This window comes from Sodalis sp. RH14 (assembly GCF_047324285.1).
In the GTDB taxonomy this organism is placed as follows: domain Bacteria; phylum Pseudomonadota; class Gammaproteobacteria; order Enterobacterales; family Enterobacteriaceae; genus Acerihabitans.
Genome location: NZ_CP178739.1, coordinates 5640356 through 5666144, shown reverse-complemented (window position 1 = coordinate 5666144; position 25789 = coordinate 5640356). Strand labels below are relative to the sequence as shown.

At 57.3% G+C, this 25789-nt stretch carries 23 protein-coding genes; 19 read left to right on the top strand and 4 right to left on the bottom strand.

Annotated elements, in window-relative coordinates; all coding sequences use genetic code 11:
• Nucleotides 1-31: 31 nt before the first annotated feature.
• Nucleotides 32-1720: an ankyrin repeat domain-containing protein gene (locus ACL2XQ_RS25750; protein ID WP_413739843.1), complete on the top strand. Its 1689-nt coding sequence runs from the start codon at nt 32-34 to the stop codon at nt 1718-1720.
• A 163-nt stretch (nt 1721-1883) separates the two neighbouring features.
• Nucleotides 1884-2699: a sugar-phosphatase gene (gene yidA, locus ACL2XQ_RS25745; protein WP_413723517.1), complete on the top strand. Its 816-nt coding sequence runs from the start codon at nt 1884-1886 to the stop codon at nt 2697-2699.
• 64 nt (nt 2700-2763) lie between these two features.
• On the opposite strand, the gene uxuA is transcribed toward yidA, so the two are convergent.
• The gene (gene uxuA, locus ACL2XQ_RS25740; protein WP_413739842.1) at nt 2764-3948 is read right to left on the bottom strand and encodes a mannonate dehydratase; all 1185 of its coding nucleotides are present in this window, start codon (nt 3946-3948) and stop codon (nt 2764-2766) included.
• A gap of 58 nt (nt 3949-4006) precedes the next feature.
• Nucleotides 4007-5314: an MFS transporter gene (locus ACL2XQ_RS25735; RefSeq protein ID WP_410012941.1), complete on the bottom strand. Its 1308-nt coding sequence runs from the start codon at nt 5312-5314 to the stop codon at nt 4007-4009.
• Nucleotides 5315-5598: 284 nt separating this feature from the next.
• Here ACL2XQ_RS25735 and ACL2XQ_RS25730 point away from each other — a divergent pair, with 284 nt between their 5' ends.
• The 15 genes from ACL2XQ_RS25730 to ACL2XQ_RS25660 all read left to right on the top strand — a co-directional run bounded on the left by ACL2XQ_RS25730 (nt 5599) and on the right by ACL2XQ_RS25660 (nt 22726).
• The gene (locus tag ACL2XQ_RS25730) at nt 5599-6291 is read left to right on the top strand and encodes a FadR/GntR family transcriptional regulator (protein WP_410012942.1); all 693 of its coding nucleotides are present in this window, start codon (nt 5599-5601) and stop codon (nt 6289-6291) included.
• A 249-nt stretch (nt 6292-6540) separates the two neighbouring features.
• Nucleotides 6541-7239, top strand: a complete 699-nt coding sequence (locus ACL2XQ_RS25725) for a FadR/GntR family transcriptional regulator (RefSeq protein ID WP_410012943.1) — start codon at nt 6541-6543, stop codon at nt 7237-7239.
• Nucleotides 7236-8132, top strand: a complete 897-nt coding sequence (locus tag ACL2XQ_RS25720) for a 2-dehydro-3-deoxygalactonokinase (protein WP_410012944.1) — start codon at nt 7236-7238, stop codon at nt 8130-8132. The genes ACL2XQ_RS25725 and ACL2XQ_RS25720 overlap by 4 nt, the downstream gene beginning before the upstream one ends.
• The gene (locus ACL2XQ_RS25715; protein ID WP_413727480.1) at nt 8116-8739 is read left to right on the top strand and encodes a 2-dehydro-3-deoxy-6-phosphogalactonate aldolase; all 624 of its coding nucleotides are present in this window, start codon (nt 8116-8118) and stop codon (nt 8737-8739) included. Before ACL2XQ_RS25720 ends, ACL2XQ_RS25715 begins: the two co-directional genes overlap by 17 nt.
• A gap of 99 nt (nt 8740-8838) precedes the next feature.
• Nucleotides 8839-9606, top strand: coding sequence for an SDR family oxidoreductase (locus ACL2XQ_RS25710; RefSeq protein ID WP_413729205.1), 768 nt, complete (start codon nt 8839-8841; stop codon nt 9604-9606).
• 268 nt (nt 9607-9874) lie between these two features.
• The gene (dgoD, locus tag ACL2XQ_RS25705) at nt 9875-11023 is read left to right on the top strand and encodes a galactonate dehydratase (protein ID WP_410012947.1); all 1149 of its coding nucleotides are present in this window, start codon (nt 9875-9877) and stop codon (nt 11021-11023) included.
• Nucleotides 11024-11150: 127 nt separating this feature from the next.
• Complete coding sequence (locus ACL2XQ_RS25700; protein ID WP_410012948.1) at nt 11151-12464, top strand: MFS transporter; 1314 nt, start codon at nt 11151-11153, stop codon at nt 12462-12464.
• 15 nt (nt 12465-12479) lie between these two features.
• On the top strand, nt 12480-13418 hold the full coding sequence (locus ACL2XQ_RS25695; RefSeq protein WP_413739841.1) for a 2-hydroxyacid dehydrogenase: 939 nt from the start codon (nt 12480-12482) through the stop codon (nt 13416-13418).
• Between the two features lie 524 nt (nt 13419-13942).
• The gene (locus tag ACL2XQ_RS25690) at nt 13943-15532 is read left to right on the top strand and encodes an FGGY-family carbohydrate kinase (RefSeq protein WP_413739840.1); all 1590 of its coding nucleotides are present in this window, start codon (nt 13943-13945) and stop codon (nt 15530-15532) included.
• Between the two features lie 25 nt (nt 15533-15557).
• The gene (locus ACL2XQ_RS25685) at nt 15558-17219 is read left to right on the top strand and encodes a signal transduction protein (RefSeq protein ID WP_410012951.1); all 1662 of its coding nucleotides are present in this window, start codon (nt 15558-15560) and stop codon (nt 17217-17219) included.
• Nucleotides 17216-18160, top strand: coding sequence for a dihydrodipicolinate synthase family protein (locus ACL2XQ_RS25680; protein WP_410012952.1), 945 nt, complete (start codon nt 17216-17218; stop codon nt 18158-18160). The genes ACL2XQ_RS25685 and ACL2XQ_RS25680 overlap by 4 nt, the downstream gene beginning before the upstream one ends.
• 123 nt (nt 18161-18283) lie before the next feature.
• The gene (locus tag ACL2XQ_RS25675) at nt 18284-19633 is read left to right on the top strand and encodes an MFS transporter (RefSeq protein WP_413729207.1); all 1350 of its coding nucleotides are present in this window, start codon (nt 18284-18286) and stop codon (nt 19631-19633) included.
• Between the two features lie 377 nt (nt 19634-20010).
• Nucleotides 20011-21357, top strand: coding sequence for an MFS transporter (locus ACL2XQ_RS25670; protein ID WP_410012954.1), 1347 nt, complete (start codon nt 20011-20013; stop codon nt 21355-21357).
• An 11-nt stretch (nt 21358-21368) separates the two neighbouring features.
• Nucleotides 21369-21524, top strand: a complete 156-nt coding sequence (locus ACL2XQ_RS25665) for a hypothetical protein (protein ID WP_413729208.1) — start codon at nt 21369-21371, stop codon at nt 21522-21524.
• Nucleotides 21525-21676: 152 nt separating this feature from the next.
• Entirely contained in the window at nt 21677-22726 is a 1050-nt protein-coding gene (locus ACL2XQ_RS25660) for a LacI family DNA-binding transcriptional regulator (RefSeq protein WP_413739839.1), read from the top strand.
• Between the two features lie 26 nt (nt 22727-22752).
• On the opposite strand, the gene ACL2XQ_RS25655 is transcribed toward ACL2XQ_RS25660, so the two are convergent.
• Complete coding sequence (locus ACL2XQ_RS25655) at nt 22753-23103, bottom strand: YceK/YidQ family lipoprotein (protein ID WP_413721704.1); 351 nt, start codon at nt 23101-23103, stop codon at nt 22753-22755.
• A 288-nt stretch (nt 23104-23391) separates the two neighbouring features.
• Between ACL2XQ_RS25655 and ibpA the strand changes: the two genes are divergently transcribed.
• Together ibpA and ibpB are read left to right on the top strand one after the other, a co-directional pair.
• Complete coding sequence (gene ibpA, locus ACL2XQ_RS25650) at nt 23392-23805, top strand: small heat shock chaperone IbpA (protein ID WP_410012957.1); 414 nt, start codon at nt 23392-23394, stop codon at nt 23803-23805.
• Between the two features lie 114 nt (nt 23806-23919).
• The gene (ibpB, locus tag ACL2XQ_RS25645; protein ID WP_410012958.1) at nt 23920-24381 is read left to right on the top strand and encodes a small heat shock chaperone IbpB; all 462 of its coding nucleotides are present in this window, start codon (nt 23920-23922) and stop codon (nt 24379-24381) included.
• A gap of 77 nt (nt 24382-24458) precedes the next feature.
• On the opposite strand, the gene ACL2XQ_RS25640 is transcribed toward ibpB, so the two are convergent.
• On the bottom strand, nt 24459-25727 hold the full coding sequence (locus ACL2XQ_RS25640; protein WP_410012959.1) for a valine--pyruvate transaminase: 1269 nt from the start codon (nt 25725-25727) through the stop codon (nt 24459-24461).
• Between the last annotated feature and the right edge of the window lie 62 nt (nt 25728-25789).

Here is a 25789-nt window from a genome sequence, read left to right as displayed (position 1 = left end):
TTTAATTTAAAATGTCTCATCAGGAGAGCTTATGCAGGTTATAACAGCGTCTGTTTATTACCCCCCTTCCGCCTCTGAACACTCAGCCCTGGAACAGAATCACCCGATGGAAAGAATAACTTATACGGCGGAAAAATACGGCAGTTATGAGAATTTTGAAAAGAGCGACGCGTTCAAACACTATATTAAGCAAACAGAGAATGATTTAATCGCTATTGCGGAACTTCTGGAGTGCCATGATCAATTCCGTACAGATATCATCAGTTTTTGCGAAAAATTAAATCATTATGAAAATTTCAGTGCTGAATCAAAAAGGCTTCTGTACATCAATCTTAACCAATGTTTGCATAGGTTTAGACAGTTAAATTCCAATTGTTTTTCTATTGCAAACGTTCATATTAAAGACTCGTTTGGCGATATTTTCAAAAGTTTGAAAAAAAACGTAGGGGAAGTTTTGACCGCCATCTTACTTGCGGATTCGGCGATTGATGGCTTTAAAGCGGTTAGCGGGCATGTATACACCAGAAGGTGCGACATCATTAACGCCATGCTGGCACAACATGTCGCATGCCATCATCAATATTTTGATGATGGCAAAAGGAAGCAATACATTAATGCGTACAAAGGTCATTTGACAAAAGCTAATTGGTTATATCAATATTTATATAAAAATAACACTGTCGGCAAGTATATACTATCCGAGACGGAGCCTTATTTCTTGCCTTTGCTTGAACAACTTAACCGGGCAGTAGATATTGTCAGTGTTATTAAAGACATTGGCAACATGATACGCCATAGGATAGAGAAGATCCTTAATGAGCCGGGGCATCACCTGGACATTGAAGGGATGCGGTATTTTAGCGAGCGCGGTCATCAGGCGGTGGAAAAATTTGCGCAATTATCGAGCCCGCCGGTCGATCTCAACACTGTCCTGGCGCGCAATGTGGATAACAATCGGCCCTTCTTACTTAAGGATGCCGATGCTATTTATGGCGCTTTAGCGGAAGCATTGGCGGCGGAAAATAATAAAGAGATTGTATTTCATATTAAGCATGTTCTTATTTTTGGTAGAATTATTGTAAAATCATTTAATGGTTTTTTTTGGGTGGAGTACGAAAGTGTCTTTAGAGGGCCGTTAACCCTGGTGGCATTGTGTTCGGAAAAGGTTCAAGGCGTTTTAGACGACGATCTACTACGCTTTGCTATTATCAATACACCGTCGGAATTGCTGCTCAATAATTTTTGTTTAGACTGGTGCGGCGATCGTTACAGTGTTTTAAATGATTTTATGGAAGAAAATATTTTTGCGTTGTATAAATGGTATTTCATGAATGGAAAGGTAAACCCTCTTAATAAAGATAAAAATGGCAATACCTTTCTTCATGCCGCCGTCTGCCATAATGACGATAATGCGTACGATTATGTGAAGGATAAACTTGATGTTATTATAAATTGTAAAAATAACTTCGGCGTTACCGCCCTGATGCAGGCTGTGGTTAAGGGAGAAACAAAAATGGTGTTGAATTTATTAGACTGTGAGGAAATTGATATACATATCGCCGAAAAAAATGGCTTTACAGCCTTAGGGTTGGCGGTAAAAAACCAACGCAAAGATATCGAGGTAATATTAAAAAGCCATTCTGTCGCAATGAATAGCCGCAAATGGGCGTTAGGATATGCGAGCAATCAAAAATCCACGGCAATGAACCCCCGAATATAGATGCCACGCGCCGGAGAATTCTTTAACCCGCAGCATTCGGCGTGATAAATTGCTATTTTTATAACATCAAATTGAGCTATTATTATATCGTTAGCGCGCTAATCTGAAAGCGGTACGCCACGGCGGTGTTCAGGTCGTGATGATATTATATAACGAGGATAAGATGGCGATAAAACTGATAGCAATTGATATGGACGGGACGCTGCTGAACCCGCAGCATGAGATCACCCCGGCGGTCAGGCAGGCCATAGACGCGGCGCGAAAGAAAGGCGTTTATGTGGCGCTGGCCACCGGCCGGCCTTTTATCGGGGTGCAGCGCTATCTGCTGGAGTTAAATCTGCTTGGCGAAGGACAATACTGCATCACCAATAACGGCGCCCTGGTGCAGAAAACGGTAAACGGTGAATGCATATCGCAGACCACGCTCGATATCAACGATTACCGCTATCTGGAGGCGCTGTCGCGACAACTGAACGTCCATTTTCACGCGCTGGACTTCGATACCCTCTATACCGCTAATCGGGATATCAGCCCTTATACCGTTCATGAAGCCTATCTAACCGGTATGCCGTTTAAATTCCGCCGCGTGGATGAAATGGACCCCGCCATGCGCTTTCCGAAGGTGATGATGATTGACCCGCCGGCCATCCTGGACCGTGCGATTAGCCACATTCCCGCGCAGGCGTATGAGCGCTACACCATTATGAAAAGTGCCGAATACTATCTGGAATTGCTGAATAAACAGGCTAATAAAGGCGAGGGCGTTAAAGCGCTGGCGGAGCATCTGCACCTGACGGCGGACGAGGTCATGACCATTGGCGATCAGGCCAACGACCTGGCGATGATTAACTACGCCGGCACCGGCGTCGCCATGGGCAATGCCATCGACGAGATCAAGGCGGCCAGCCAGTTTGTCACTAAAACCAATTGGGAAGACGGCGTGGCGGTGGCCATTCGCCAGCTCGTGCTGGACGCGTGAGGCGTGTGGAACGGAGAGCGCCCGCCCCCGGTCGGGAACGGGCGGCATTCAGCGGTGATACGCCTTAGTCGTTAAAAAAAGTCTGCTTAAGCGCCAGCTCGACGCCACGCACTTCCGCCAATCCGCGCAGCCGTCCGATAGCCGAATAACCGGGATTGGTTTTTTTCTTTAAATCATCCAGCATCTGGTGGCCATGGTCCGGGCGCATGGGAATGGCGCGGGTATTGCCCTGTTTGCGCCGGCGCTGCTCTTCGGCCAGGATGACTTTAACCACGCCTACCATATCCACGTCGCCGTCCAGGTGATCGGCCTCGTGGAAGCTTTTCGGGTTTTCCTCCCGGCGGGTGGCGCGCAGGTGGGCAAAATGGATGCGGTCGGCAAAGGTTTCGGCCATCTTAACCAGATCGTTATCGGCGCGCACGCCGTAGGAACCGGTGCACATGCAAAAGCCGTTATTGATGCTGTCGACGGTCTCTTTCAGCCATTGCATATCCTCGATGGTGGAGACAATGCGCGGCAGGCCGAGGATCGGACGCGGCGGATCGTCCGGGTGTACCGCCATCACGATGCCGGATTCCTGCGCCGCCGGCACGATGGCCTTGAGGAATTCGGCCATATGTTCGCGCAGTTTGGCTTTATCGATGCCGTCGTAGCGCGCCAGCTGCTCCAGGAACTGTTCCAGCGTGTAGCCTTCCTCGGCGCCCGGCAGGCCGGCGATGATATTGGCGGTCAGCTGGTCGATTTGTTCCTGGCTCATGGCGGCAAAATACTCCGCCGCCAGGCGCTGCTCATCGGCGTTATAGTCCTCTTTGGCGCCCGGACGCTTGAGGATATGCAGTTCAAACGCCGCGAAGGCGATAGCGTCGAAGCGCAGCGCCCGGGATCCGTCGGGCATCGGGTAGGCCAGATCGGTGCGGGTCCAGTCCAGTATCGGCATAAAGTTGTAGCAAACGGTGTCAATGCCGCAGGCGCCCAGGTTGCGCAGGGACTGCTGGTAATTGGCGATATACCGGCGGTAATTGCCGGTGTGGGTCTTGATATCCTCATGCACCGGGACGCTTTCCACCACCGACCATACCAGTCCTTTTTCCGCCAGGATGGCCTGGCGTTTCTTGATTTCCTCGACGGTCCAGATTTCGCCGTTGGGAATATGGTGCAGGGCGGTAACGATACCGGTGGCTCCCGCCTGGCGGGCGTCGTCCAGCGATACCGGATCGTTAGGGCCGTACCAGCGCCATGTATGTTCCATAATTCACTCCTTGCTGTTTAACGTAGCGGTGCGTAGCCGGGCTTTGAGCCGCAAAGGGCTACGCAGCGGATTGTTCTTCAATCGGATTTTTGACGATAAAGAAATAAGATAACGCGCCGGCGAAAGTGACGCATGAACAAATAATCAAGGCCAGATTAAACGAGTGGGTGGTATCTACCACCCAGCCGGTCACAATTGGCGCAAAAGAGGCGCAGATAAAGCTGCCGAAGTTCTGGATGCTGCTTACCGACGCCACCATGCGCGAGGGCGCCATGACCTGCACCAGCCCCCAGGCGGAGGTACCGGCGAAATGGATAAAAAACAGCGCCAGGCTGATAAAGGCCACCGCCATGGTGGTGGACGTGGATTGTACCACCAGCAGGGTGCAGGCGGCGGAGCACACCAGGCCAAAGCAGATCAGCGTCTTGCGGCTTTTAATCAGGGAATAGCCTTTCTTGGCCAGCCGGTCGGCCACCACGCCGTTGACCAGCATGCCGATGGAGCCGAACAGGAAGGGGATTGCCGCCACCCAGCCGGTATTGGCCAGGCTTAGCCCGCGTTCGGCCTGCAGGTAGCCCGGCAGCCAGGACAAATACAGCCAGCCGGTATAGTTCACGCCGCTGAAACCCAGGATCATGCCCCATACCGTGCGGCGTTTAAACAGCGCGCCCCATTCGCCGAAGGACAGGCGGGTGACGTTGCGCGGCGTGGCGGAAGCATCCAGGTATTGCTGCTCCTCGGCGGTAAGCGGAAAGCGCTCACGGTTGCGATACCAGACGCACCAGCATAACGCGATGACAATGCCGGCGACGCCAATCATCACAAACATGGTGCGCCAGCCGAACGCCAGCAGGAGCGCAACCAGGATCGGCGGGGCAAAAGCTTGCCCGAGGGTGGTGGAGGAATTGAATATGCCCACCGGCACGCCGCGTTCCCTGGGATGGAACCAGTCGCCGATCACCTTTACACCGCTGGGCATAAACGGCGCTTCGCCGATGCCAAGGCCGATGCGCAGCATAATAAAATGGGAAAATGAATTCACCGAACCGGCCAGCGCCTGCATCAGCGACCAAAAGAACAGGCCGCCGCCGAGCACGATGCGCGGGCCAAAGCGGTCGAGCAGGATACCGCTGGGCAATTGGGCTATGCCGTAGGATAACGAAAAGGCCGACAGCAAGACGCCGAATTCGGTGGCGGATAATCCCAGATCGCCGCGGATCGCCTGGTTGGCGACGGACAGCGAGCCGCGATCGAGAAAGTTAATGATCCCGGCGATAAATAATAAAATCAGCGAGACCGTTTGGATCTTTTTGATCCGGGCCGTTTTTTGCAGCGGCTGCAATTGATCTAGGGCAATGGTGGGCATACAAGGATCCTCAACAGCGATTTTTTTGTTGTCTTATTGACCCTGTAAGAGAATCACTTCACGATGGTTACAGGGAAAAGGACTGAAGGTCTGGTGGTCAGGCCACTGGACCTGGCTACTATTCCTTAACATTTGGTTGATTTCCGTGATGCAGATCTCATTAATCGTCTTAAGCGCTGAGATCCGCGGCGATTAATTTTTTTTGCCGTCCCGGCCGCTGTGTTAAGCTCTCGCCAATTTAACGGCTGACGTGCCGGCGATACGGGTTTTGCGCTGGAGGCAATATGGAATTACCTACGCTTAAAGTTGAACGTCTTTACCGGCAGATTTCCAATTTACTGATCGGGTGTATCAATACCGGTCAGTTCAAGCCAGGCGAAATGATTCCCGCCGAGCGGGAACTGGCGAAACAGCTCGGCGTCAGCCGTTCTTCCATCCGCGAGGCGCTGATTGCGCTGGAAATTACCGGCTGGGTGGAAATCCGCACCGGCAACGGCGTTTTTGTCGCCGATCCCTTGCCCAAACTCTCCCAGCCCCACGCCGATGAAGAGTTCAGCCTGAAATCCCTGATCAAGGCGCGGCAAATCTTCGAGTCAACGATGGCGGAACTGGCCGCGCGCAACGGCACCGATGACCAACGCGCCGAATTGCGGGAAGTGACCCACGATTTAACCCAACTGCATGTCAACGATGAAAAATTCCTGCGCGAGGATAAGCGTTTTCATGTGCTGATCAGTGAAATGACCGGCAATGAAGTGCTGCGCGATATGATGGAATATCTGTGGAACAAACGTAAAAGCTCGCGTTTTGTCCGGCTGGAAAGCCATTATGCCGATAACGATTTTCCGTTGTCCATGAATCGCGATCACAATGATATCGCCCAGGCGATTATCGAGCGCGACGCCGCGCGTGCCAGGCTGTGCATGGAATTGCATCTGCAGCATGTCTACGATCGCCTGTTCGACGACGGGAAGTAGCCCGCGCGGCATTGGCGGTTTACCGTAGCAGTGTATCCTCCCCGCTTTTCCATCTTCCGGCCATGCGCGTGGCGTTCGCCGCCCATGGCATGTCTAAAACGTGATCCAGATTGTAGTACAATATAAAAATATGGTGCTACAATAGTTCACAGGTTCTTAGCGCTTAAAGCAAAATTGTGCAGCAGTGCCGCGACATAAAACCATTAAATGATAAAGTGGCCTTATTTTTATCACTTTGTGGGAAATGTTATGGACCGTCAGGCTCTCAGCAAAACCGATCGCATCATCCATGAAATGGGCCAGCAGATCGTCAGCGGTAAGTATATCCCCGGAACGGGACTGCCGTCGGAAGCGGATTTGTGCGAGGAGTTCGAAACCTCGCGCAATATCATACGTGAAGTGCTGCGCGCCCTGATGGCCAAGAATTTAATCGAGATTATTCGTTATCGCGGCGCCTTCGTTTGCGCGCGCAATAAGTGGAATTACCTGGATACCGATGTCTTGCAGTGGGTGCTGGCGCTGGATTATGACCCGCGGTTAATCGCCTCGCTGACCGAGGTGCGCCATCTGGTGGAACCGACCATCGCGCGGTGGGCGGCCGAGCGGGCCACCTCCGGCGAACTGGCGGTTATCGAGACGGCGCTGAACGAGATGATTGCCAACAGTCACGATCGTGATGCCTTTAATGAGGCGGATATCCGTTACCACCAGGCGGTGCTGAGCGCGGTGCATAATCCGGTGTTGCAACAGCTGGGCGTGGCCATCAGCTCGTTGCAACGCGCGGTGTTCGAGCGCACCTATATGGCGGACGAAGGCAATATGCCGCGCACGCTGCAAGAGCATAAAAACTTATACGACGCCATCAGGCATCAGGATTGCGAGGCGGCGGAGCAGGCGGCGGTCACCATGATTGCCAGCTCGACCAAAAGGCTGAAGGACATAACATGAGCAACAGTTATATCGCCATAGATTGGGGATCGACAAACTTACGCGCCTGGCTGTACCTGGACGGCGAACTGGCCGGCAGCCAGCAGTCCGAGGCCGGGGTCACCCGTTTGGGCTCGCGCACGGCGGAGCAGGTATTCCATGAGGTGCTGGCGCCCTGGCGGCAGCACGATGTGCCGGTGGTGATGGCCGGCATGGTGGGCAGCAATGCCGGCTGGGTGCCGGTGCCCTACCTGCCGTGCCCCACGCGGCTGGGCGACCTGGCCGGACGGCTGACCCTGGTGGCGCAGGCCGCGCCGCGGAAGGCCTGGATTATTCCCGGCATCAGCATTATCGGCGACGGCAACTGCAACGTGATGCGCGGCGAGGAGACCCAGCTTCTAGGGGCCTACTGTTCCCAGCCCGGCGCCCTGTACCTGATGCCCGGCACCCACAGTAAATGGGTGCGCGTCAATGACGGCGTGATCGATGATTTCCGCACGGTGATGACCGGAGAACTGCACCATTTATTGATGAAGCAGTCGCTGGTGGGCGTCGGCGTCGGCGAACAGCGGCCGAACCCGGATATTTTCCGCCAGGGAATGGAGCAGGGCTTTCGTGAAAGCCATATTCTGCGGTGCCTGTTCGAAACCCGCGCCGCCCACGTGCTGGGCCAGCTGGATACCAGCGCGGTGAGCGAATGGCTCTCCGGCCTGTTGATTGGCAATGAAGTGGCGCAGATGCAGCGCGGCTGGGCCATCGGCGGCGGTGAAACCATTACCATTATCGGCAATCCGTCGCTTGCGGCCCGCTATCGGCAGGCGCTGCAATATGCGGGTCTTAACGACCGGTTACTGGATGGCGATGCGTCATTCCAGGCCGGCATAAGGAGCATAGTCAATGAACTGGAACGATAAACTACCCCTGATCGCCATCCTGCGCGGTATTACGCCCGGCGAAGTGCTGGAGCATGTCGAGGCGCTGCTGGCGGCGGGATTTGACGCGGTGGAAATCCCCTTGAACTCGCCGAACTGGCAGGAAAGTATCGGCAAAACGGTGCAGGCGTTTGGCGACCGCGCGCTGATCGGCGGCGGCACGGTGCTGAAGCCCGCGCAGGTGGACGAGCTGGCATGGCTGGGCGGCAAGCTGCTGGTCACGCCCAATATCCAGCCTGACGTGATCCGCCGCGGCGTAAGCCACGGCATGACGGTATGTCCCGGGTGCGCCACCGCCACCGAGGCTTTTACCGCTCTGGACGCCGGCGCGCAGGCGCTGAAAATTTTCCCGTCGGTGTCGTTCGGTCCGGATTATATTAAAGCGCTGAAAGCGGTACTGCCGCCGGAAATACCGGTATTCGCCGTCGGCGGCATTACGCCGGAAAATCTGCATCTCTACCTGAAGGCCGGATGTATCGGCGCGGGCCTGGGTAGCGATCTTTACCGCGCCGGCCAGCCGGTCGGCCGCACGCGGGAGCAGGCCGCGGCTTTTGTCGCCGCTTACCGGGCCGCGGCGCAGGCACGCTAGTCCCGCCGGCCGGCGCGCGCGGCAAGCCGCGTGATGCCCTTCCGTGCGCCCGGCGAGGCGACCAAGGCTGTGTTACGCTTAACGGAAAGGGGGAATACCATGACGGGTTTATTTGATTTGTCCGGCCGCACAGCGCTGGTCACCGGATCGGCGCGCGGCCTGGGTTTTGCCTATGCCAAGGGCCTGGCGGGGGCCGGGGCCGCCGTGATCCTTAACGGTCTGCATGAGGATACCCTGGCGGCGGCGGTGGCCGAGCTCCGCGGGCAAGGGCTGGCCGTGCGCGGTATGGCGTTTGACGTCACCGATGAGCAGCAGGTGGCGGCGGTATTCGCCCGGCTGGATGACGAGGGCGCGCACGTGGATATCCTGATAAACAATGCCGGTATCCAGCATCGCCAGCCGCTGGTCGACCTGAAGCTTGCCGACTGGCGGCGGGTGATCGACACCAACCTGACCAGCGCGTTTATCGTATCCCGCGAGGCGGCATCCAGGATGATCGCCAAAGGCGACGGCGGTAAAATTATCAATATCTGTTCATTGACCAGCGAGGCCGCGCGCGCAACCGTTGCGCCCTATACGGCGGCGAAAGGCGGCATCAAGATGCTGACCCGCGCCATGGCGGCGGAGTGGGCCGGGTATAATATCCAGGCCAACGGCATTGGCCCGGGCTATTTTATTACCGAAATGAATACCGATCTGGTGAACAACGCGGAATTTGACGCCTGGGTTAAAAGCAGCAATCCGTCCAAACGCTGGGGTAAACCGGAAGAGCTGATCGGCACCGCCATATACCTGGCCTCTTCGGCGTCCGACTATGTCAGCGGGCAGATCATCTACGTCGACGGCGGATGGCTTTCAGTGTTGTAACGCGCCTGGGTGCCGGGCAGGGTTTCACCCGGCCCGCAAACCTTTTTCGTCCCGCCGGTCAGAATATGACCGGCTTTTTTATGCCTGGCGTCCAGAATACGCCGTTGTCAGTCCCGGGCGCCGGCGTTTTCCCGCCGTTGGATTGCCTAAAGTGTGATCCAGATTGTAGTACAATATAAAATGATGGTGCTACAATCATGGGCATGATAGCGCTGCTTCACACCGCAGGCTGGAGTCATTAAAGTCAGGCTTGAGAGGAAAACAGAGTATGAAAGTCACCAAACTCACCACCTACCGGCTGCCGCCGCGCTGGATGTTCCTGAAAATCGAAACAGACGAGGGCATCGTCGGCTGGGGCGAGCCGGTAATTGAAGGCCGTGCCAAGAGCGTCGAGGCCGCGGTGCATGAACTGGCGGATTATGTCATCGGCCAGGATCCGGCGCGCATCAACGATATTTGGCAGACGATGTACCGCGCCGGTTTTTACCGCGGCGGGCCAATTTTGATGAGCGCCATCGCCGGCATCGATCAGGCGTTGTGGGATATCAAGGGCAAGGCGCTGGGCGTACCGGTATATCAACTGCTGGGCGGCCTGGTGCGCGATCGCATCAAGGCCTATAGCTGGGTCGGCGGCGATCGCCCGGCCGATGTGATCGCGGGCATGAAAAAACTCACCGCGATTGGCTTTGATACCTTTAAGCTGAACGGCTGCGAAGAGATGGGCCTGCTCGACAATTCACGCAAGGTGGATGCGGCGGTGGCGGTGGCGGCCCAGGTGCGTGAAGCCATGGGTAATGATATCGAGTTCGGCCTCGACTTCCATGGGCGGGTTAACGCCCCGATGGCGAAGCTGCTGATCAAGGAGCTGGAGCCCTACCGGCCGCTGTTTATCGAAGAACCAGTGCTGGCGGAACAGGCGGAGTACTATCCGCGCCTGGCGGCGCAAACCTCGATCCCCATCGCCGCCGGCGAGCGTATGTTCTCGCGCTTTGAATTTAAACGCGTGCTGGCGGCCGGCGGCCTGGCGATTGCCCAGCCCGACCTGTCCCATGCGGGCGGCATTACCGAATGCCTGAAAATCGCGTCAATGGCGGAGGCTTACGATGTCACGCTGGCGCCGCATTGCCCGTTAGGCCCTATTGCCCTGGCGTCCTGTCTGGCGGTGGACTTTGTTTCCTATAACGCGGTTTTGCAGGAACAAAGCATGGGTATTCATTATAACCAGGGTGCGGAACTGCTGGATTATGTGATTAATAAAGATGACTTTAAAATGACTGACGGTTATTTTTATCCATTAAATAAACCGGGTCTGGGCGTGGAAATTAATGAGGAATTGGTGATTGAGCGCAGTAAAAACGCCGGTGAATGGCGTAATCCGGTATGGCGTTATCCTGACGGTGCGGTGGCGGAGTGGTAATTACCCGCTATAGATGAGTGCCATTATAGTAATGCCATAATATTAAGCAGTACCATCCCGCGTTGCTTCACCACGCCCAGTCAGGAGTCCTGTGCTCCCAGGCCGGGCGTGGCCTAAAGGTGATGATATGAATATCGATTTAAGTACCTCTACCCTGGCCAAGCTGAATTTAAAAATAATCCCGTTTATTATCTTGTGCTATTTTATTTCCAACCTGGATAAAACCAATATTTCCGTGGCGGCGTTGCAAATGAACGCCGACCTGGGATTGACCACCAGCATGTATGGGCTGGGCGTGGGCATGTTTTATATTTCCTACATTCTCTTCGAAGTGCCCAGCAATATTTTAATGACGAAGGTCGGCGCCAAATTATGGATTGCGCGCATCATGATAACCTGGGGGCTGGTCAGCACCGGCATGGGCTTTATCCATACCCCGACCCAGCTGTATGTCATGCGTTTCTTGTTGGGGATGGCGGAGGCGGGTTTTGCTCCCGGTATTATTTATTATATTTCCTGCTGGTTCCCGAAAAGCAACCGGGCCAGGGCCATGTCGTTTTTTTATATGGGTTCGGTGCTGGCGTCGATTATCGGCCTGCCGGTTTCCGGCAGTCTCCTGGGTCTGCATGGCCTGGGCGGTATCGAGGGATGGCGCTGGCTGTTCTTTATTGAAGGCATCCCCGCGGTTGTGATGGGCGTGATGGTGTTGTTTTACCTTTCCGACAGCCCGGATAAAGCCCACTGGCTGAGTGCGGAGCAAAAAAGCTGGCTGAAGGCGACCCTGGCGGCGGATAACGCCGACGCGGTCGTGGGCCAGGACCATTCCTGGGGCAGCGCGCTGAAAAATAAAGTGGTGTGGCTGTTGAGCCTGGTGTGGTTCCTGCAAGCGTTTTGCTCCATCGGCATTACCTTATTCCTGCCCTTGATATTAAAAAGCATGGTGGCGGACAAGAGCAATTTTGTTATCAGCGTGCTGGCGGCGGTGCCCTTTGTCTTCGCCTGCCTGTTTATGTATCTCAACGGCCGTCATTCGGACAAAACCAAAGAGCGCGCGCTGCATTTGGGCGTGCCGCTGATCATCTCCGGGCTGCTGCTGGGCATCTCCATTTTTACCGCCAACCTGTGGCTGGCCTATATTCTGCTGGTATTGACGGTGGGCTTTAACTTTGCCCTGACGCCGATATTCTGGGCGGTGACCACCGAGAAACTGACCGGGGTGGCGGCGGCGGCCTCCATTGCCTTTATCAATGCCATCGCCAATTTCGCCGGCCTGGGCCTGCCGCCGCTGCTGGGGAAAATCAAGGATTTGACCAATAGCTATCATTACGGGCTGATGATTATCGCCGTCGCGCTGGTGATTGGCGGCGTGGTGGGCATCTTTGTCGGCCGGACCCGGACGCCTGCGGTAAAGCCAGGCGCCGTTTCACCGTTATCACATTAATCGCAGGGATTATTTATGACTTATTCCGTTATCAAGGCCGCCATGTTACCCGACGCGCTGACGCGCCGCCTGGAAGAGCAATTCCATATGGTGGATTATTCCTCGCTGCCGGAGCCGGAACGGTTGCCGGCCGCGCAGCAGGCCAGGGTGCTGGTGGTGAACGGCGAATCCACCGTCACCGAGGCGTTTATCGCGCAATTCCCGCAGCTTGAGCTGATTGCCGATTTCGGCGTGGGTTATGACGGTATTGACGTGGCCGCGGCCACGCGTCGGGGCATTGCGGTGTGCAATACGCCTGACGTGCTGACCGAGGACGTGGCGGATATGGCGATGGGGCTGTTGTTGGCGACCTCGCGGCAGATCGTGGGCGCGCAGCGGTTTATCGAGCGGGGCGGCTGGCGGGACGGGGGGTATCCCTGGACCAAAAAAGTATCCGGCGGGCGGCTGGGGATTATCGGCATGGGGCGTATCGGCCAGGCGATTGCCAGGCGGGCCGCGGCCTTTGATATGGCGATTTCATATCATGATTATCGTCAGTTGCCTGACAGTCCCTGGCCGTTTTATACCTCGGTGGTGGAACTGGCGGCCGCCAGCGATTTCCTGGTGGTGTGCGTTAACGGTGGGGAGAAAACCCGTTCGCTGGTGAACGCGCCGGTATTGGCCGCCCTCGGCGCCCAGGGGATCTTGATTAATATCGCCCGGGGTACGGTAGTGGATGAGGGTGATTTGATCGAGGCGGTTGAGCGGGGGATTATCGGCGGCGCGGGGCTGGATGTGTTCAGCCACGAGCCGGAGGTGCCCGCGGCGTTGTTTAACCGGCCGAATGTGGTGATTACGCCGCATATGGCCAGCGCCACCCATGATACGCGGCGCGCGATGTCGGATCTGGTGTTTGATAATATCGCGGCGTTTTTGGCGGGCAAGCCGCTGTTGACGCCGGTGGTGCCGTACTAATCCGCTTGGCGCGCTATGGGCTGATGTGGCCTGGCAATATGGGGTGCCCGCGAAGATGAATGCCGCCACGTTTATGTCGCTTCGGCGCGGGTTTCGCTTGCCATATGCCGGGCGGAGAGATGAACTGCCCGGCGCGGGCAAGCGACCAGGGGAGCCGTATGCAGGGTCCCCCTGGCCGCTCATAAAACACCTTAACGCACGGCAAGCGAAGCCCACACCGCGGCAACATAAGCCCCCGCAAGCTCAAGAGAAACCCCTGCCAAGGCTGGCTGCCCCGCATTTAAATGCGGGAGAAAGGTCCGGCTATCAATGTTATGGCGTGCTGCTTGGCCTGCCCGGCGGGGCCGGTGCGCAGAGGGCCTGCCGCGCCCGGCGGTAAAGAAAGATCAGGTCGTTATAATTTTTTGATTATCATCGCCTTACGTCTCGCTTCCCGATCCAGCTCACAAATCCCATAAAATTCATTTGTCACCGCCAATACCTTTGCTTAAATTGCTAACTCGACTTAGCAAAGGGGTGCGAGCATGAAAAACCAGTGCTTTATCGGTGTGGACGTGGGGTCGGCCAGCGTCCGGGCCGGCGTGTTTGATAAGCAAGGCGCCCGGCTGGGCTTTGCCGTGCGCCCCATCAGTCAGTTCCATCCCCGGCCGGATGTGGTCGAACAATCGTCACAGGAAATCTGGTCGCAGGCCTGCGCGGCGATTCAAGAGGCGGTGGCCACCGCAGGCGTGGCGCCTGAATCGGTGGTTTCCCTGGCCTTTGACGCGACCTGTTCGCTGGTGGCGGTGGATAGCGCCGGCGAGGGGGTATCGGTCGCCGAAGATAACGCCGCCGGGCACGATATTATTATGTGGATGGATCATCGGGCGGTGCGGGAAGCCCAGGATATCAACGCCACAGGCGATCGGGCGCTGGACTATGTCGGCGGCGAGGTGAGCGTGGAAATGGAATTGCCGAAAGTCCTGTGGCTGAAGCGTCATTTTCCCGAGCGTTACCAACGGGCCTGGCGACTGTTTGATCTGGCGGATTTCCTGGTCTGGCGCGCCACGGGCGTGGATGCCGCCAGCACCTGCACGCTGACCTGTAAGTGGAATTACCTGGCCCATGAAAACCAGTTCAGCGCCCCGCTGCTGCGGGCGATTGACCTGGAAGACCTGCTGGAGAAGGTGCCGCCGGCGATCCTGGAACTGGGCCGGCCCGCAGGGCGACTCAGCGACCGGGCGGCGCGGGAGTGCGGCCTGACCACCGCGGTGACCGTGGCAGGCGGCATTATCGACGCCCATGCGGGCGGACTGGCGCTGGTGGCAACCCAACCCGAGGGCGCCCTGGCCATTATCAGCGGTACGTCGAATTGCCATATGCTGGTTAACCGGCGTGAGATTCATGTCCCGGGCGTATGGGGACCCTATTGGGGCGCGATGCTGCCGGACTGGTGGCTGAGCGAGGGCGGCCAGAGCGCCGCCGGCGCGCTGGTGGAATGGACGCTGCGGGGGCATGCCGCCTGGCCGTTGCTGCAACAGCAGGCCCGTGAGCGGCAGTGCAGCGACTATGAGCTGCTTAATGCCTGGGTGGACGCCCTTGAACGGCGCGACCCGTTCCCCACCCGCCATCTGCATGTGCTGGCGGATCATCATGGCAACCGTTCGCCCCGCGCCAATCCGCTCGCCCGCGGCGCGGTGATAGGCCTGACGCTGGAGCAGGGACCGGATGCGCTGGCCCGGCTCTACCTGGCTACCCTGCAGGCCATTGCCTACGGCACCCGCCATATTATCGACGCCATGAACCAGGCCGGTCATCATATTACCCGGCTGCTGATCTGCGGCGGCGCCACCAAAAATCCCCTCTGGCTGCGCGAATACGCCAACGTCACCGGCTGCGATATCGAGCTGTCGGCCGAGGATGACGCCGTCACTCTCGGCGCGGCCTTGTTGGGCGCGGTGGCGGCCGGTGTCTTTCCCACCCTGACCGACGCGGCGCGCGCGTTGGTGCGTCCCGGCGAGGTTATCCGCGCCGATGCGGGCAGCGCGGCATTCCATCAGGCGAAATACCAGGTTTACCTGCGGCTTTATGACGATGCGCAGCGGGCCGAAAACGAGATGCGCGTTTGGCGCTGACCTTATTATTTACCAGGAGCAAACCATGCTGAAATTTACCCTTCCGCCTTCACCGGCGATGATCCAGGCAGGCAATCGGGAAGTGTTGCTGGTCGCCAATGCCGATTTGCGTGAACCGGCTAATGTCACCTGTTGGCCGACCCAGCAGGATTATGAACAAAAGCTGCAGGCGGCGCTGGAAAAGCTGGGATACCGCATCAAGCGCGCCCATCCGATCCATGCCGATCGCGGCCATGGCTTTATCAGCAGCCAGAAAGAAGGCGGCGATTTGTTCGCCGCCATTGACCCCGACGCGCCGGTTATCGTGCTGCTGACCGCGTGGCAGTATTCCCATCATATCGCGCCGTCGCTGGCGCATCATCGCGGCCCGGTATTACTGCTGGCCAATTTCGACGGCACCTGGCCGGGCCTGGTGGGTATGCTTTGCATGGCGGGCACCCTGACCAGCCTGGGCGCCGCCTATTCCCGCCTGTGGTCGGAAAATTTTGACGACGAGTTGTTCTACCAGGGATTAAGCACCTGGCTGCGCGACGGCGCGTTGAGCCATAAGACCGGCTATTTGCGCGATATCGCGCCCACCCATGCGCTGATGGCAAGCCCGGCCGGGCAAATCGGCCGGGCGGCGGGGGAATACATCCTGCGTCATAAGGCGATTATCGGCCTGTTCGATACCTTTTGCATGGGCATGATTAATGGGGTCTTTCCGCAGCAGGCGCTGGTAAACGCGGGCATCCCGCTGGAATCCCTGTCGCAATCGGCGCTGTTGGTGGAAATGGCCAAGGTGCCGGCGTCATTGCGCGAGGAGTGCCTCGCCTGGTATGAGCAGCGCGGCATGACATTTGACTTCGGCACGGACGGCGCCCAGTCGCTGACGCGTGAGCAGGTATTGGAACAGTGCGCGATGATGATTGCCATGGCGCGTTTCGTGCAGCGCTTCGGTCTGGCGGCGGTGGGGGTGCAATATCAGCAGGGCCTGAAGGATTGCTGCGCCGCGTCCGATTTTGCCGAAGGCGCTATCGGCAACGCCGAGCGGTTTCCCATCCCGGATGAGCAGGGCGGGATTATCTGGCCGGGCAAGGCCATTCCCTGCATCAATGAAGTGGATATGGGCAGCGCCATCCCGCAGGTGATGATGTGGCGCCTGCTGGATGGCCTGGGCCTGCCCGCCGAGACCACCCTGCACGATATCCGCTGGGGCAGCGACTACCAGGGTACGTTTTATTGGGATCTGGAAATCTCCGGCGCGGTGCCGTTTGCCCACCTGAAGGGCGGTATCGCCGGGGCCACCGGTTATCGTCAGCCGGCGATGTTTTTCCCCTACGGCGGCTCCACCATCGCCGGGCAGGGCAAAGCCGGGCGTTTTATCTGGGCGCGCGCCCATTACGAAGGCACGCAGGTGGTCATGCATATGGGCACCGGCACCGCCGTTGAGCTGCCGCCGGAGGAATTCGAGCGCCGCCGCCGCGCCACCAACTATGAATGGCCGCTGCTGAATGCGGTGCTGGACGGCATCGGGCGCGACGATCTGATGGCGGGCCATCAAAGCAACCATTTGACGCTGGCCTATGTGGATCAGGATCTGCTGGGCGAGGTCTATCAGGCGTTTGTCGCCCAGGCCCTGACGCTCGGCGTGCGGGTACGGGCGGCGGGCAGCGCGGTTGATCTGCTGGCGGGGCCACGGGCATGACGCAATCGGCGCGGGATGGGCAAAAATACGCCGGCATTTGGCCGGTGATGTTAACGCCCTTTGACGAACGGGGCGAGATTGACTGGGCGTCGCTGGAAAAGCTGGTGGAGTGGTATCTGGCGGCCGGGGTGCACGGCCTGTTCGCCGACTGCCAGTCGAGCGAGATGTTTTTCCTCAGTGATAAAGAATCACGCGAACTGGTCGGGCGCATCGTCGCCCAGGTGGACGGACGCGTGCCGGTCGTGGCGTCGGGACACACCGCCAGCGGGCTGAGCCAGCAGGTGGAACAGCTCGGCGCCATGGCGCAGACCGGCATTGACGCTTTGATCCTGATAAGCAACCGTCTGGCGCTGCAAGGCGAGAGCGATGAAAAAACGCTGGCTACCCTGCAACGACTGACGCAACAGCTGCCGGCGACGCTGGATTTAGGTATTTACGAATGTCCCTGGCCGTATAAACGCCTGCTGTCGGATGAGATTATCCGCTGGTGCGCGTTAAGCGATCGCTACACCTTTATCAAGGACACCAGTTGCCATTTGCCCACCATGCGGCGCCGGCTGGCGCTGACGCAGGGCTCCCGGCTGCACCTGGCCAACGCCAACAGCCAAACCCTGCTGGCATCCTGGCAGGCGGGTTGCCACGCCTACAGCGGCGTGATGGCCAATTTCCATCCGCAGCTCTATGTCTGGCTCTATGAAAACTGGCATGGCCAGCCGCAACAGGCGCGGCGGGTGGCTGATTATCTCGCCACCGCCGCCCTGATCGAGAGCCTGGACTATCCCGCCTGCGCTAAATACTGGCAGCGGGAACTGGGCAACTTCACTACCATGCAGTGCCGGGTGCGCGGCATCGGCGCGTTCAACGACAGCTTTTTCCCGGCGGCGGTGGACAGCATGGCGCGCCTGGGCGACGAAATACGGCAACTGGTGCTCCCGCAGTAAACCCGACGCCGGCCACAAGAGTTTTAAGACGATCTTTGCCCTACGCCCGTGGCGCGCGGCTGCGCGCCACAACCTATAACCTGTCCGGCCCAGGCGGGACAGATAAGAAATAATGAGGAACCCATGTCTATTTCTCTTGATATAACCCAAGACCGCAAACTGCTCGACAGGTCGAATATTCGCCGGGTGGTGATCTCCAGCTGGATTGGCAATACCATCGAATTTTATGACTTCCTGCTGTACGGGCTGGCCAGCGCCCTGGTGTTCGGCAAAATATTTTTCCCGACCATCAGCCCGCTGGCGGCGATGCTGGCGTCGTTCGCCACCTTCGGCGTCGGGTTTATCGCCCGGCCGCTGGGCGGTATTTTTTTCGGCCATATGGGCGATACCCTGGGCCGTAAATACACGCTGATGATTACCCTGGGCGGCATGGGGGTGGCGACGTTCCTGGTCGGCTGCCTGCCTACCTGGGCGCAAATCGGCGTCTGGGCGCCCATTCTGCTCGTCGTGCTGCGCTTTACCCAGGGTTTCCTGGTCGGCGGCGAGTGGGGCGGCGCCATGCTGATGGTGGTGGAAAGCGCGCCGGCCAACCGGCGCGGCCTGTTGGGGTCCATCCCGCAAACCGGCGGCTTTTCCGGCCAGCTGCTGGCCACCGGGATTTTTGCGCTCATCACGTTGTTGCCGGAAGATCAGCTGATGTCGTGGGGCTGGCGTGTTCCCTTTATGCTGAGCTTCGCCCTGGTGCTGGTCGGCCTGTATATGCGCCGCCGCCTGGAAGAAACGCCGGTATTTCAAGCGGTGCAACGTCGCGAGCGGCAAAATCCCACCACCGCGCCCGGCGAAAAAGCCAGCAGCCCGGTGGTGGAGGTGGTGCGTCACCAATGGCGCAGTATTCTGCTGATCATGGTGTTGCGCTTTGCCGAAAGCGTGCCGTTCTTTCTGGCCACGGTATTTGCCGTTTCGTACGCCACCTCGCAGTTGGGGGTGGATAAGCAAACCATGCTGAATGTGGTGATGACCACCTGCGTGCTGGCGTTTCCGATGCATGCGTTCTTCGGCATGCTGTCCGACAGGGTCGGCCGTCGTCCTATCTATATCTTCGGCGCGCTGTTCGCCGCCGCCATGGCGTTTCCGTTTTTCTGGCTGCTCGAAAGCGGCTCGTTTGTCCTGATGGTGTTGGGGTATATCCTGCTGATCAATATCGCCCATAATTCCATTAACGCCGTACAGCCGGCCTTCTTTACCGAACTGTTCGGCCCCAAGGTGCGCTACAGCGGCGCGTCCATCGGCGCGCAGCTGGGCGCGATCGTCGCCGGCGGGTTTACTCCTTTTATCGCCAAGGGACTGACCGCGCTGGATCATGACGACTGGACCTATGTGGCGACGTACGTGGTGATTGCCGCGCTGGTGGCTGCCTACGCCGCCTGGCGCGCGCCGGAGACCTCGCGTCGCGACCTGACGCTCGATCACTGATTGCCGGGGCTGTGCAACGGATCTTCCCCTGCCAGGGGGTTTGCCCGCCGTTTGATTTACCGTCCGCCGTCCGCCGTTTTTTCCGGCGGCCGGCGGCGTTGCCCCTGGCTGTATCTTAACGTCATCATGGCGTTAACACTTTCGCCTCGATCCTGCTCACACTTCATAACAAAACCCTTTGCCAGCCCATCTGCCGTTAGCTAAATTGCTAACTCGACTTAGCAAGAAATGAGACGTTGACGCCGTCCGCAGGAATATCACGGCGCCATTATCTTCCTGGCGCCCGATGCTTCCTTTTATATGACGGGCTGCAGCCTGAACGTCGATGGCGGCGGGTCCGTCTGGTAATGATTCCCTCTATCCATAAGGAATGAGTTATGTCTATCTTAACTGATTCAACATTGGCCGACGCCGGCACCAGCGCAGAGGCAAAAAAGGCGCAGAATAAAAAATTGATGACGGTGCTCGGTTCGGGGCTGAGCGGCACCACCATCGAATTTTATGATTTTTTTATTTATGGCACCGCCGCCGCGCTGGTGTTCCCGAAATTATTCTTTCCCAATCTCACGCCGTTTATGGGTCTGATCGTTTCTTTTCTTACCCTGTCGATTACCTTTGTCAGCCGGCCTATCGGCGCCATCGTTTTTGGTCATTACGGCGATAAAATCGGCCGTAAAAAATCGCTGGTGCTGTCGCTGATGATCATGGGCGCCTCGACATTCTGTATCGGCCTGGTGCCCAGTTACGCCGCCATCGGCAATCTGGCGCCGCTGCTGCTGATTTTCCTGCGCTTGTGCCAGGGATTCGCCATCGGCGGCGAGTGGGGCGGCGCCACCACGCTGGTCACGGAATACGCCCCGGTGCACCGGCGCGGTTTTTTCGGCACCTTTGTCCAGTTGGGCAATGTGCTGGGGCTGTTTATCGCCACGGCGGTGTTTGCCATCGTCGCCTGGCTGCCGGAACCGCAGCTGATGAGCTGGGGATGGCGCATTCCGTTCCTGCTCAGCGTCGCCCTGTTGTTTGTCGGCCTGTATATCCGCTCCAAAATTGAAGAAACGCCGGTATTTACCGAAGGCAAAGCCACCGGCCAAAAACATGATTTCCCGATTATCGCGGTACTGAAATACCATTGGCGCGCGGTGCTGACCGCCATGGGCATGCGCATGGGCGAAATCGTGCTCGGCTGGCTGACCGTGGCGTTTTTTATGTCCTATGTCACCCGGCAATTAAACTTCAGCCGCGAAACCGCCCTCAACGGCTTATTGCTGGCCAGTTTTGTCGGTATTTTTACCTTCCCGTTTTTCGGTTATCTGTCGGATAAAATCGGCCGGCGGCCGGTGTATCTGGCCGGCGCGGCTATTACGCTGATTTTTGCGTTTCCGTTGTTTTGGATGATCGATACCGGCTCGGTGAAAATGTTCTATTTCGCCACCACCTTTTGTTATTCCGTCGGCCTGGGCATGATGTTTAGCGTGCAGCCGGCCTTTTTTTCCGAATTATTCGATACCAATGTGCGTTATACCGGCGTGTCGCTGGGGTTCCAATTGGCCAATATTGTCGGCGGCCTGACGCCGATGATCGGTACCCTGCTGATTGCCTGGTCCGGCGGCGATTCCTGGCCGGTATCGCTATTCTTAGCCGTCATGGCGACGATTACCATTTGCTGCGTGTGTATTACCAAGGAGAGCTATCGGGCGGATCTGTCCGCGATAAAAGAGCGCTGAACCTGATCAACATGACGAAAATAACCCGGCGGCGCTATTTTCATTACGCCACCGGCGAGTCGCTATTGCAAAGCAGCGCTGAGCGTGAGGCGATCTTGACATTCGTTGCCGGGCCCATTGCCCGGCAACGGACGCAGAAAGCACGGCAACAGGGCGTGACACTCTGACCGGAATGGACGCATCCGCGCCGGCCGGAGGGGAAAAACCACTTTTTATTGAGCAAGGCGTGAGTATTTGGCGTAATTATCCGCTGATTCGAGTTAGCCAGTCCGTTATACTGCGTTATCTACAGAATTCGATAACAGGATTAACCGATAAGATGGCCAAGACCGTAGAGCAGATAGCCAAAGCGCTGGGTATTTCAATCACCACCGTTCGCCTGGTGCTTAACGGTAAAGCCGGGCAATATCGTATCAGCGCCAAAACGCAAAGCAGGATTGCCAGCTATGTGGGCGAATACGGTTATACCATTAATCATGCCGCCCGCAGCCTGAAGCTGAACAAAACCGATACCCTTGGGCTGATTATTCCCAGGTTATCCAATCTGTTTTTCTCCACCCTGGCGGAAAAACTGGAAATCCGCTGCCGCGAGGCGGGCTATCAACTGACCACCAGCTGTACCTATAGCGATACCGAGCGCGAAAATACCCTGGTGGAAACCATGCAGCAGCGCAATGTCGACGGGTTGTTCGTGGTGCCCTCGTCATTGCCGGCGCAAAATCACCATATCAAGCGTTTTACCAAACCCCTGGTCTTTCTCGATCGCGATTTCAGCGACAGCGCGGTGTCGCTGGTGGTCAGCGATAACGTCAACGGCAGCGCGGCGTTAACCCATGCCATCATTGATGCCGGGACATTGCCGCTGTTTTTTATGGCCGGCGATATGCAACAGCCGACCATAAAACAGCGCTTACAGGGTTTTACCGAGACCCTGGCCGCCCATGGCATCAGCGAAAACGCGGACTGGGTACTGACCGCCCAGCATAACCGGCGCGAAGACGGCCAGCTGTTGATGCAGCGTTTTTTCGAATTGCACCAGGACGCGCCGCCGGCCTTTATCGCCTCGTCGCTGCCGGTACTGGAAGGCGCGCTTAACGTCTTGCGCGAACATTATGGCTATATTCCCGCCGAGATGAATATCGGCACTTTCGATGAGCATCCCATGTTGGGTTTTTTACCCAATAACACCTGGTCGATGCGCCAGGACGAGGATGCCTGGGTCGAGCATGCGTTCCAGGCGATGACGCGGGCCATGGAGGGCGAAACGGAGCCGGTCAAGTCGGTCATTCCCATGACGCTTAAGCACCGCCGGCGGGCGGCGTTCTGTCAACAGGCCCAGGGCAAGGCCGATCCGGCCGGGCAAGCTTAAACTCCCCCGGTTGCCGGCGTGGCGGCTTATAGGGTATGGGCGCCGCCGGCCTTGTTTTTATGCCGGGAACCGCCGGGGCTGTTGGCGCCGCTGTGCAGCATACGTTCGCGCGGTGAATCGGCGGATTTATCGCTATCCTTGCGCAGATAATCATACGGCAACAGCAGGGTATCCAGCACCGCCGAGAACGGCAGATCGATAAGCGCCAGCGGCACCATGGCCCAACTGGTATCCTCATCCCGGATGACATTCACACTGGCGCGGGTACCCGGATAATAACCCTGGTCGGGCCCGGTGTGGCTCATCACGCTTGAGCACCCGTTGCTGGCCAGCAACGCGCAGCCTGTTGTCAGAATGAATAATACTTGTTTCAACATGATTCCTATACATCCATTAGGGTGGTAATTTTACTAACGCTATGCATTCCGCCCGGTATTGCGGTAAGTATTCCCTACTGCCGTTATCAGTGTAATGGATATTCAGCCCGTGACTTGCAGTTTTTGCTAAATGGAGGAGATTTTTTTCTTATTGACGCTTGAAAATGCCGCGGCCGGCTCCATTTTATTAATGTGACCCCAGATAAGTACGCCGTAAGGGTATTTAGGTCACTGACCTGTCCATCCGGAAGGTTGTTTGTCACCTCGCTGAATGTTGGAGGCTGTTGTATGCGTAATTTTGATCTGTCACCCCTGTACCGTTCCGCTATTGGCTTTGATCGGCTGGTAAATCTGCTTGAATCAGGACAAAGTCAGGGCAATGGCGGTTATCCTCCCTACAATGTTGAACTGGTTAATGAAAACCAGTACCGCATTGCCATCGCCGTAGCCGGTTTCGCCGAACATGAGCTGGATATTACCGCCCATGATAATTTATTAACGGTTAAAGGCGCTCATGCGCAAGAACCCGCCGAGCGGAACTATTTATACCAGGGGATTGCCGAACGCAATTTCGAGCGCAAATTCCAATTGGCCGAGCATATTCAAATTAAAGGCGCCAATCTGGAAAACGGCTTGCTCTATATTGATTTAGAACGCGTTGTGCCGGAAACACTAAAGCCGCGGCGTATCGAAATCAATTAAACCGATCGCGGCCGATCGCCGCGATAATGTAATAACATCCGCCTGCCGTAACCGGGGGCTAACCCAGCCACGGGTTGGGGAAAATAATCTCGCTTCATAGAAGGAGTTAATACCATGCGTAATTACGATCTGTCACCTTTACTGCGTCAGTGGATCGGTTTCGATAAATTAGCCAGCACCATGCAGGGCAATCAGGAAGCCTTTAGCTTCCCGCCGTATAATATTGAAAAAAGCGATGATAACCATTATCGCATCACCCTGGCGCTGGCGGGCTTTAAGCAAGAAGAGCTCACGCTTGAAGTGGAAGGGCCGCGCCTGACCATTGCCGGCAAGCCCACCCCGCCCGAACGCGAGGTTGAATATTTGCATCAGGGGCTGGTCTGCAAAGAATTCTCCCTGAGCTTCACCCTGGCGGAACATATGACGGTAACGCAGGCGGAGTTCGTTAACGGGCTGCTGCATATTGCGCTGGAACGCCATGTGCCGGAATCCCTGCAGCCGCGCAAGATCGCCATCGGCGACGCCCAGCCCCAGGTGCTTGAGCATCAGGCTGAAGCCCCGGCGGCCGGCCAGTAATAACACCGGTCTTGATCGTGAAAACGCCGCGCGGAGTTACCGCGCGGCGTTTTCGCTCATTAAAAACCGCGGCCAGGTTATTGGCCAGCGCTGCCCGCCGTTTCCCGAAACGCCCGCTCCACCTCTTGCGCCAATATCGCGATGCCCCGCTCGATTTTATCGGCGTCGGGCACATAATTCATACGCATACACTGCTGCGCATGCGGCCACTCGGTTTCCAGCCCGGGGAAAAAATAATGCCCCGGCACCATCAGCACGCCGCGCTGTTTAAGCCGCTGGTAGAGGGTCTCGGTGGTAATCGGCAGGTTCTGGAACCACAGCCAGAGGAAAATCGCCCCTTCCGGCGTGTGGATAAGGCAACGCTCCGGCGGCAGGTAGCGGCGCAGGATGGCTATGGTTTCCCGCACCCGTTGTTGATAGAACGGGCGGATCACCGTTTGCGACAGGCGCATTAAATCGCCGCGCCGGATCATCTCGGCGGCCAGCGCCGGGCCGAGCCCGCCCGGCGCCAGGCTGATAATGCCGTTCATATTGCTGACGGCGTCGATAACCTCTTCATTGGCAATGATAATACCGCAGCGCGCCCCCGGCAGGCCCAGCTTGGACAGGCTCATGCACAGGATAATATTGGGATTCCACAACGGCGCGGCCTGGCTGAAGATAATGCCGGGAAACGGCAGGCCGTAGGCATTATCAATCAGCAGGGGCACCTGATGCTGGCGGGCCAGCGCGTCAAGGCGCAGCAGCTCCTGGTCGGTAATCACGTTGCCGGTGGGGTTGGTCGGCCTGGAAACACAAATCAGCCCGATATCCCCGCCCACTTTTAAATGTTCGAAATCCACATGATATTTGAACTGGCCGTCCGGCAACTGCGCAATGGTCGGCTTGGCGGCGACAAACATATCCTCCTCCAGCCCGGCATCGGCATAACCCAGGTATTCCGGCGCCAGGGGAAACAGCACCCGACGCAGGCCGCCGTCCGCGCCGCGCCCGGCAAACAGGTTGAAGAGGTAGAAAAAAGCGCTTTGGCTGCCGTTGGTCAGCGCGATATTGCGCGTGGTCACCGGCCAGCCCAGCTCCTGGCGCAGCATGGCCGCCAACGCGGTCAGCAGCGCGTTTTTGCCCTGGGGGCCGTCGTAGTTGCACAGAGCTTCGCCCAGGGTGCCGTCGGCCAGCATGGACTGGCACAGCGCGTGAAAATAACGCTCCATTTCGGGGATGGCGGCGGGGTTGCCGCCGCCGAGCATAATGGCGTCCGGTGCGCGCAGGCCATCGTTCATATCGGCCATCAGCTGGGTGATGCCGGAATGGCGGGTGAATTTTTTACCGAAAAGCGAGTAGGTCATAAAATGGGTTCGGATAATATTAACGTAAGCCTGAGTGTTACCATACCGTTTGCGTCACGCCA

Excerpts from the sequence above, each read along its gene's own strand:
- ACL2XQ_RS25750 (WP_413739843.1), top strand. The coding sequence starts at position 32 with ATGCAGGTTATAACAGCGTCTGTTTATTACCCCCCTTCCGCCTCTGAA.
- yidA (WP_413723517.1), top strand. The coding sequence starts at position 1,884 with ATGGCGATAAAACTGATAGCAATTGATATGGACGGGACGCTGCTGAAC.
- uxuA (WP_413739842.1), bottom strand. The coding sequence starts at position 3,948 with ATGGAACATACATGGCGCTGGTACGGCCCTAACGATCCGGTATCGCTG.
- ACL2XQ_RS25735 (WP_410012941.1), bottom strand. The coding sequence starts at position 5,314 with ATGCCCACCATTGCCCTAGATCAATTGCAGCCGCTGCAAAAAACGGCC.
- ACL2XQ_RS25730 (WP_410012942.1), top strand. The coding sequence starts at position 5,599 with ATGGAATTACCTACGCTTAAAGTTGAACGTCTTTACCGGCAGATTTCC.
- ACL2XQ_RS25725 (WP_410012943.1), top strand. The coding sequence starts at position 6,541 with ATGGACCGTCAGGCTCTCAGCAAAACCGATCGCATCATCCATGAAATG.
- ACL2XQ_RS25720 (WP_410012944.1), top strand. The coding sequence starts at position 7,236 with ATGAGCAACAGTTATATCGCCATAGATTGGGGATCGACAAACTTACGC.
- ACL2XQ_RS25715 (WP_413727480.1), top strand. The coding sequence starts at position 8,116 with ATGAACTGGAACGATAAACTACCCCTGATCGCCATCCTGCGCGGTATT.
- ACL2XQ_RS25710 (WP_413729205.1), top strand. The coding sequence starts at position 8,839 with ATGACGGGTTTATTTGATTTGTCCGGCCGCACAGCGCTGGTCACCGGA.
- dgoD (WP_410012947.1), top strand. The coding sequence starts at position 9,875 with ATGAAAGTCACCAAACTCACCACCTACCGGCTGCCGCCGCGCTGGATG.
- ACL2XQ_RS25700 (WP_410012948.1), top strand. The coding sequence starts at position 11,151 with ATGAATATCGATTTAAGTACCTCTACCCTGGCCAAGCTGAATTTAAAA.
- ACL2XQ_RS25695 (WP_413739841.1), top strand. The coding sequence starts at position 12,480 with ATGACTTATTCCGTTATCAAGGCCGCCATGTTACCCGACGCGCTGACG.
- ACL2XQ_RS25690 (WP_413739840.1), top strand. The coding sequence starts at position 13,943 with ATGAAAAACCAGTGCTTTATCGGTGTGGACGTGGGGTCGGCCAGCGTC.
- ACL2XQ_RS25685 (WP_410012951.1), top strand. The coding sequence starts at position 15,558 with ATGCTGAAATTTACCCTTCCGCCTTCACCGGCGATGATCCAGGCAGGC.
- ACL2XQ_RS25680 (WP_410012952.1), top strand. The coding sequence starts at position 17,216 with ATGACGCAATCGGCGCGGGATGGGCAAAAATACGCCGGCATTTGGCCG.
- ACL2XQ_RS25675 (WP_413729207.1), top strand. The coding sequence starts at position 18,284 with ATGTCTATTTCTCTTGATATAACCCAAGACCGCAAACTGCTCGACAGG.
- ACL2XQ_RS25670 (WP_410012954.1), top strand. The coding sequence starts at position 20,011 with ATGTCTATCTTAACTGATTCAACATTGGCCGACGCCGGCACCAGCGCA.
- ACL2XQ_RS25665 (WP_413729208.1), top strand. The coding sequence starts at position 21,369 with ATGACGAAAATAACCCGGCGGCGCTATTTTCATTACGCCACCGGCGAG.
- ACL2XQ_RS25660 (WP_413739839.1), top strand. The coding sequence starts at position 21,677 with ATGGCCAAGACCGTAGAGCAGATAGCCAAAGCGCTGGGTATTTCAATC.
- ACL2XQ_RS25655 (WP_413721704.1), bottom strand. The coding sequence starts at position 23,103 with ATGTTGAAACAAGTATTATTCATTCTGACAACAGGCTGCGCGTTGCTG.
- ibpA (WP_410012957.1), top strand. The coding sequence starts at position 23,392 with ATGCGTAATTTTGATCTGTCACCCCTGTACCGTTCCGCTATTGGCTTT.
- ibpB (WP_410012958.1), top strand. The coding sequence starts at position 23,920 with ATGCGTAATTACGATCTGTCACCTTTACTGCGTCAGTGGATCGGTTTC.
- ACL2XQ_RS25640 (WP_410012959.1), bottom strand. The coding sequence starts at position 25,727 with ATGACCTACTCGCTTTTCGGTAAAAAATTCACCCGCCATTCCGGCATC.